This is a genomic window from Actinomadura bangladeshensis, from assembly GCF_004348335.1.
In the GTDB taxonomy this organism is placed as follows: domain Bacteria; phylum Actinomycetota; class Actinomycetes; order Streptosporangiales; family Streptosporangiaceae; genus Spirillospora; species Spirillospora bangladeshensis.
Genome location: NZ_SMJW01000085.1, coordinates 24,336 through 30,816 on the forward strand (window position 1 = coordinate 24,336; position 6,481 = coordinate 30,816).

General features: G+C 73.7%; 6 protein-coding genes. 4 read left to right on the forward strand and 2 right to left on the reverse strand.

What is annotated here, in order from left to right; genetic code table 11:
- The first annotated feature begins 80 nt into the window (after window positions 1-80).
- From E1284_RS18330 to E1284_RS18345, 4 genes are all read left to right on the forward strand, one after another.
- Complete coding sequence (locus E1284_RS18330; protein ID WP_207923829.1) at window positions 81-773, forward strand: HAD family hydrolase; 693 nt, start codon at window positions 81-83, stop codon at window positions 771-773.
- Window positions 774-928: 155 nt separating this feature from the next.
- Complete coding sequence (locus E1284_RS18335) at window positions 929-1,225, forward strand: hypothetical protein (RefSeq protein WP_131940471.1); 297 nt, start codon at window positions 929-931, stop codon at window positions 1,223-1,225.
- A 64-nt stretch (window positions 1,226-1,289) separates the two neighbouring features.
- Window positions 1,290-2,243 carry an ATP-binding cassette domain-containing protein gene (locus E1284_RS18340; RefSeq protein WP_131940473.1) on the forward strand — a complete coding sequence of 318 codons (954 nt, stop codon included), beginning with the start codon at window positions 1,290-1,292 and terminating at the stop codon, window positions 2,241-2,243.
- Complete coding sequence (locus E1284_RS18345) at window positions 2,240-3,133, forward strand: ABC transporter permease (protein ID WP_243714570.1); 894 nt, start codon at window positions 2,240-2,242, stop codon at window positions 3,131-3,133. Before E1284_RS18340 ends, E1284_RS18345 begins: the two co-directional genes overlap by 4 nt.
- On the opposite strand, the gene E1284_RS18350 is transcribed toward E1284_RS18345, so the two are convergent.
- The gene (locus E1284_RS18350; RefSeq protein ID WP_131940475.1) at window positions 3,115-6,141 is read right to left on the reverse strand and encodes an ATP-binding protein; all 3,027 of its coding nucleotides are present in this window, start codon (window positions 6,139-6,141) and stop codon (window positions 3,115-3,117) included. The two genes, E1284_RS18345 and E1284_RS18350, sit on opposite strands and share 19 nt — an antisense overlap.
- Window positions 6,142-6,163: 22 nt before the next feature.
- Complete coding sequence (locus E1284_RS18355) at window positions 6,164-6,448, reverse strand: putative quinol monooxygenase (RefSeq protein ID WP_131940477.1); 285 nt, start codon at window positions 6,446-6,448, stop codon at window positions 6,164-6,166.
- Window positions 6,449-6,481: the final 33 nt, after the last annotated feature.

Below are 6,481 nucleotides of genomic sequence, written 5' to 3' on the forward strand. Positions count from 1 at the left end.
ACACCCAGATGACCAGCATTTCACGCCCGGAAGAACGGTGGCGGAATCCTTTGCCCGCACCTTCGCCCTACCATGCGTCCGTGCGGACACTGGTGCTCTGGGACGTCGACCACACCCTCATCGAAGCGGGCGGCGTCAGCGCCGGCATTTATGCGTCGGTGTTCGAGCGCCTCATCGGCGACCCGCCCGAGAAGGTCGCCGCCATGGCCGGCCGGACCGACCTGGCCATCACCACCGAAACCCTCCGCCACCACGGCATAGACCCGACGCCCGCCCTCCTGGCGTCCTTCACGACGGCCCTGGCCGAGACCTTCGCGACCTGTTCCCACGAGATCGCCGCACGGGGCCGCGTCCTGCCGGGCGCCCACGCCGCCCTGAAGGCGCTCGCCGCCCGTCCCGACGTGGTCCAGTCGGCCCTGACCGGCAACATGGAGCAGATAGCCCGCGTCAAACTGACCGCCTTCGGCCTCACCGACCTCTTCGACCTGGACGTGGGCGCCTACGGCATGGACGGCGTCGAACGCCCGCCCCTCGTCCGCCTCGCCCAGCAGCGCGCGTCCGGCAAGTACGGCAACGCCTTCACCGCGTCCAACACGGTCTTGATCGGCGACACCCCGCACGACGTCCGCGCAGGCCACGAAGGCGGCGCCCGCGTAGTGGCAGTGGCCACGGGCGCAACCTCAGCCGCCGCCCTACGCCTCTCCGGCGCCGACCTGGTCCTGAACGACCTGACCGACACCCCGAACGTACTCCAGGCAATCCTCCCCACCTGATCGCTCGATGTCGGCCGAGTGGGACGTCGCGACGCGTCGGTGAGTTCGGGGTTCGGGGTGGCCGGTTCATGCCAGTTGGGGGTGGAACCGAGTGGGCGGACGGCGCATCGATACATGCGAGATCGTCCGACATTGGGGGTTTTGTGAAACGTACAGTGCCGGTTCTCGCCGTACTCGCGGTCGGTGGGGTCCTGCTGCTCAGCGGGTGCCAGAGCTACACGCAGCGGTGCGTCAACGGCACGTGCCACGTGACCGTGACCGGCGCCGGGCAGACCCTGGAGATCAACGACGTCGACGTCACCGTCTCGGGGATCTCCGACGAGGGGGTGACGGTGTCGGCGGGCGGATCCGCGCCGGCCGTGATCGCGAACGGGGAGAGCGCGCAGGTCGGGCCGGTGTCGATCCGGGTGACCTCGATCGAGGGGCAGAAGGTCAAGTTCGACCTGGAGTAGGGGGCCGGGGGCCGGGCGCCGGCGTGTGAGCGGTTTGTGAGCGGCGCCCGGCAGCCTCCGGGGCATGGGTTACGCGTTTCAGGCCGAGGGCCTGGTCAAACGGTTCGGGAAGACGACCGCGCTGGCGGGGGTGGAGCTCGCGGCGCGGCCGGGGACGGTGCTGGGCGTCCTCGGCCCCAACGGCGCCGGGAAGACGACCGCGGTACGCATCCTGGCGACACTGCTGCGTCCCGACGCGGGACGGGCGGAGGTCTGCGGGCTGGACGTCGTGCGCGACGCGGCGAAGGTGCGGGAGCTGGTCGGCCTCACCGGGCAGTACGCGTCCGTCGACGAGGACCTCACCGCGGCGGAGAACCTCGTCCTCATCGGGCGCCTGCTCGACATGCGGAAGGCGGAGGCGCAGGCCCGCGCGGCCGAACTGCTGGAGCGGTTCGAGCTCACCGACGACGCCGGGCGCCGGGTGTCCACGTACTCGGGCGGGATGCGGCGCCGCCTCGACCTCGCCGCCAGCATGATCGGACGTCCCGCCGTGATCTTCCTGGACGAGCCGACGACCGGCCTCGATCCGGGACGGCGGGAGGAGGCGTGGCGGCTGATCCGCTCGATGACCGACGGCGGCGGGACGGTCCTGCTGACCACCCAGTACCTGGAGGAGGCCGACGCCCTCGCCGACGAGATCACCGTCATCGACCGCGGCGCCGCCATCGCGTCCGGCACGCCCGCCGAGCTGAAGCGGGTCGCGGGCGGGCAGACGATCATCGTCCGGCCGCGCGACCCGGGGCGGCTGGACGAGGTCACCGCGATCCTGCGCGCGGTGTCGGGACGCGAGGTCGAGCCGCCGCACCGGGACGTCGTCTCGGTGCCGGTCGACGGGGACGGCGCCTTCACCGAGACCGTCCGCCGCCTCGACGCCGCCGGGATCGGCGTCACCGAGTTGTCGCTGCGGCTGCCCAGCCTGGACGAGGTCTTCTTCACCCTGACCGGCCACCGCACGGACGAGAAGGAGGCCGCGGCATGAGCGAGGTGAACCAGGAGGTCGTCTCCGCGCAGGCGGCAGCACGTATGGCGGGCACGGTCGCCGACTCCGGCGCGGCGGCCGGGCGCGTGTCCCGGCCGGGGTCCGGGCGGGCGAGCGGTCCGCGGCCGCGGTTCCGGCTCGTCCGGCACAGCCTGCTGCTCGCGGGGCGGAGCCTGACCAAGACGCGGCGCAGCCCGGGGGTGCTGAGCGACGCGCTGTTCATGCCGATCCTGTTCCTGCTGCTGTTCGTGTACCTGTTCGGCGGCGCGGTGTCCGGCTCGACGCGTGCGTACCTGCAGTACGTGTTCCCCGGCGTGCTGGTCATGACGATGCTGCTGGCCGGGATGCTGGCGACCGGGCTCAGCATCAACACCGACATCAAGAAGGGTGTCTTCGACCGGTTCCGGAGCCTGCCGATCGGACGTTCCGCGCCGCTCGTCGGGATCGTCCTCGGCGACATGGTCCGGTACGTGGTCGCGGCCGTGGTGCTGTTCGCGACGGGCTACCTGATGGGCTTCCGCGTCCAGACGGACCTGGCGTCGGCGCTGGCGGCGACCGGCCTGGCGACGGCGCTGGGCTTCGCGCTGGGCTGGGCCAACGTGCTCATCGGCGTCCTGATCAGGGAGGAGGTCATCGTGCAGACGGTGGCGTTCCTCGGCATCTTCCCGCTGGCGTTCGGCACCAACATGGTCGTCCCCGCGGACACGATGCCCGGCTGGCTCCAGGCGTGGGTCGAGGTCAACCCGGTCAGCGACGCGGTGGACGCCTCCCGGGGCCTGCTGGTCGGCGGGCCGGTCGCGGGTCCGGCGACGGCGACGCTGCTGTGGTCGGCGGGGTTCCTGGTCATGTTCGGGCCGCTCGCCGTCGCCGCCTACCGGCGCCGCAGCTGATCGTCCAGCAGGGCGAGCGCGCCGTTCACGTCCCGCCGCCGGCCCCGGTCGTAGGCGTCGCGGTAGGCGCGTTCGCCCAGGTCGCGGCGGAGGCGGCGGGTGAGGCCGGCGACGTCGGGGTTGAACGCGTCGGGTGCGCCGCGCAGGACGGACGCGGCACCGAGCGCCTCGGCCGCCGCGCCCGGGTCGGCGGCGGCGCGCAGCCGGGCGACCCCGTATCCGGCGACGGCGGCGATCGGCATGTCGGGGGCGTCGACGGCGAGGGCGAGCGCCCTGCGCAGGTGCCGGCGCGCCGCCGCCGGGTCGTCCCGTCCGATCGCCATCTGGCCGTGCGCCGCCTCCAGCAGCGAGCCGAACTGGGGGTAGGACGGGACGCGGTCGAGGTCGCGCCCGGCGGCGGCGTAGTGCTCGGCGGCCTCGTCCGCGTCACCGGCGTGGCGGGCGAGGTCGCCGAGCGCGATCCGGACGTGCACCACGTAGCGGGACGGGGTCGCGGCGCCCGGCGCGGCCATCGCGGCCAACTCTGCGCGCGCCGTGCGGACGTCGCCGGAGTGGGCCCGCGCGACGGCGAGCATCACCCGCTGCATGGACGTGTCGCCGTCCTGGTCCAGCTCGCGCAGCAGCCCGATGGACTCCTCCAGCGCTTCGATCGCCTCGTCGAAGCGCCCGTCGACCGTCTGCGCCCCGGCCGCGAAGGTCAGCGCGAGCGCCAGCCCGGCCCGCTCCCCGGCCTCGCGGAACCCCCGCTGTGCCACGGCGATGTCGGCGTGCACCTGCCCCATCTCACCCTGGTTGCCGTTGAGCATGGCGCGCATCAGGTGCAGCGCCGCCCTCGTCCAGGGGTCGTCCTCGGGCAGCCGCCGGTCGATGGCCGCGACGCCGCCGGCCGGGTCGTCGTTCAGCAGCGCCGCCGCCGGCTCGATCAGCGCGGCGAGCGGGTGGTCGGCCGGCGCGTAATCGGTGATCAGGGGGTCGTTGCGCGCGTCGCCCCCGGACATGACGGTGTTGAACACGTAACCGCCCAGCGCCGCCGCCTCCCCTGGGACGGGGTGTCGGCGCGGGACCGTCAGCGCTAGCCGCAATCGGCGCGCCGCCTCCGCGTGGTCGCCCTGGATCATCCAGAACGTGGCCAGCGCGGCGCCCATCCGGACGGCCGCCTCCGCGTCGCCCTCGTCCACGGCGTGCTGCAGTGCGGCGAGGAGGTTGTCGCGCTCCGCCGAGAGCAGCCGGATCCAGGTCAGCTGTTCGGGGCGGCGCAGGTGCGGCTCCGCCCGTTCGGCCAGTTCGAGGAAGCATCGGACGTGCGCGTCGCGCGTCTTGCCGATCTCCGCTTCGGCGGCCAGCCGCTCCAGCCCGTATTCGCGGATCGTCTCCAGCATGCGGAAACGCGGCTCCGGGCCGTCGACGCCCTGGAGGAGCGAGCGGTCGACGAGCGAGTCGAGGAGTTCGAGGGCATCGCGGGCGCCGGTCACCTTGGCCGCAGTCTCGGGCGTGATCGTGCCGGGGAACACCGACAGCCGCTCGGCGAAGCGGCGTTCGGGCTCGTCCAGGAGGTCCCAGCTCCACGCGACGACGGCGTGGAGCGTCCGGTGCCGGGGCAGCGCCGTCCGGCTCCCGCCGGTCAGCAGGCGGAACCGGTCGTCGAGCCGGGCCGCGAGCTGCTCCAGGGACATCGACCGCAGCCGGGCGGCGGCCAGTTCGATCGCGAGGGGCAACCCGTCCAGGCGGCGGCAGATCTCTTCGACGGCCCGCGCGTCCGCCGCGAACCCGGGCCGGACGGCCGCCGCCCGCTCGGCGAACAGCTCGGCGGACGACGCGGCTTCGAGCGGCGGGACCGGGCAGAGCGCCTCACCGTCGACACCGAGCCGCTCCCGGCTCGTCGCGAGGACGCGCAGGCTGGGGCAGGCGCCGAGCAGCTCGTCCGCCAGCCGGGCCGCCGCGTCCACGACGTGCTCGCAGTTGTCCAGGACGATCAGCGTCTCGTCGGCGGACAGCGCCTCGACCAGCCGATGCGTGCCGTCCCGGAGCCCGAGGACGCCCGCGACCGCCCCGGGGACGTCGGCCGGATCATGGACGGCGGCCAGTTCGACCAGCCAGACCCCGCCGGGGAACCGCCCGGCCAGATCGGCGCCGACCTTCGCCGCGAGCCGCGTCTTGCCCGCCCCGCCGGGCCCGACCAGCGTGACGAGCCGCCCGTCCCAGAGCGCCCGCGCGACCCATGCGCACTCGCTCTCCCGCCCGACGAAGCTGGTCGGCGGCACCCGCAGGTTGCCGCGCGCCCGCTCCCTTGGGGGGGCACGCAGGACGGCCAGGTAGGCGGCCTGTAGTTCCTTGCCGGGATCGGCGCCCAACTCGTCCGCCAGCACCCCCCGGAACTGCTCGAAGACCGCCAGTGCCTCGGCCGACCGTCCGGCCTTGTGAAGCGCCTCGATGAGCAGCGCCCGGGGCCGCTCCCGCAGCGGATGCAGCGCCGCCAGCTCCTCCAGCTCCGCGACCAGCCGCACCGGGTCTGCCCCGGCGGCCAGCTCGGCGGCCACCCGATCCTCGACCGCCGAGACCCGAAGCGCCTCCAACCTGACGGCCGCCGCATCGGCGAAGGGGACCCCGGCCGCATCGACCAGCGCGTCCCCGCGCCACAGCTCAAGCGCTTCCCGCAACCGGGCCGCCGCACCCGGAGCATCTCCGTCCCGGAGCGCCCGCTTCCCCTCGCCCGCCAGCCGCTCGAACTCCGGAGCGTCAACCGACTCGACGTCCAGGACGTAACCACCGGGCACGGACCGCAGCCGCGCGTCCGGCAGGCACCGCCGCAACCGCGAAACGAGCGCCTGCAACGCATGCACGCCGGGACCGCCCTCGGGCCACAGCGCCTGGACGAGCGCCTCGGCCCCGACCGTCCGCCCGGGTTCCAGCGCCAACCGGATCAGCAACGCCCGCAACCGGGCCCCGCCGACGACGACGTCGCGCCCCTGGTCCGTCACGACCAACGGCCCGAGGATCAGAACCCGCACCCCTCAACTCTGCCATTCGCCGCTAAGGCGCCTCGACCCCCGAGATCAGATACCTCATCACCTCGGCGTGCCGGATCTGCGCCGCCTGCTCCGGCTCGGGCCCCGCCCCCCGGAACCGCTCGGCGTCCTCGCCGCTCTCCCACCGCTCGTACACGTTGACCCGGTCGGGCTCGACAGGGTCGGCCGAGACCGCGAAGTCAAGACACCCGGGCGCCGCCCGCGCCATCTCAACGACTTCCCGACACCCCTCCACATAGGCGTCCCGGCCACCGGCATCCACCCGCAACATCCCCGAAATGATGATCACCGGATCCCCCCTCCGTCTCGTCCCTGTCTCTTA

Coding starts and splice junctions, on each gene's coding strand:
- E1284_RS18340 (WP_131940473.1), top strand. CDS start 1,290: ATGGGTTACGCGTTTCAGGCCGAGGGCCTGGTCAAACGGTTCGGGAAG.
- E1284_RS18345 (WP_243714570.1), top strand. CDS start 2,240: ATGAGCGAGGTGAACCAGGAGGTCGTCTCCGCGCAGGCGGCAGCACGT.